This is a genomic window from Chengkuizengella axinellae, assembly GCF_030730905.1.
Taxonomy (GTDB): Bacteria; Bacillota; Bacilli; order Paenibacillales; family KCTC-33759; genus Chengkuizengella; species Chengkuizengella axinellae.
Window position 1 is genome coordinate 1 of record NZ_JAVAMP010000063.1, and the last position, 392, is coordinate 392.

Genomic DNA, 392 nt, shown 5'->3' on the forward strand with positions numbered 1-392 from the left:
GTCATCACTATCTTTTTTCTCAACAATTGCAATTTCAGGTTTCACTTTATCAGCAATTGTTACTAGAGCATGATCAGCTACTACCTCAGTTGAGAATGCTGCTGGAGCTAAACCAAACTCATTGTAAGTATCTGGGTTTAGTGCAGCATCTTTGAATGCTACTACAAGACCACTATCAGCGATGTTTGTAGTTGCTAATTCAAATTCTAATACTAATCTTACTAATGTGCCATCACTGTTGTATTCTACTTCAATATTATCAATGATATCGTCGCCTTCTTCTGGTGTTTCTGTAAAGTTACCTTCTACAGTCCATCCAGAACGGGATACTTCTTCAAGTTCTTGATTAAATTGAACTTCAATAACGTTTCTGCTAACTACTGTGATTTCAC

1 protein-coding gene is annotated in these 392 nt (G+C 36.2%); it reads right to left on the bottom strand.

Annotated features, from left to right (window positions below; translation table 11 throughout):
* Positions 1-392: hypothetical protein (locus Q5Y73_RS24675; RefSeq protein ID WP_305994576.1), on the bottom strand; the 392-nt coding region annotated here is incomplete at both ends.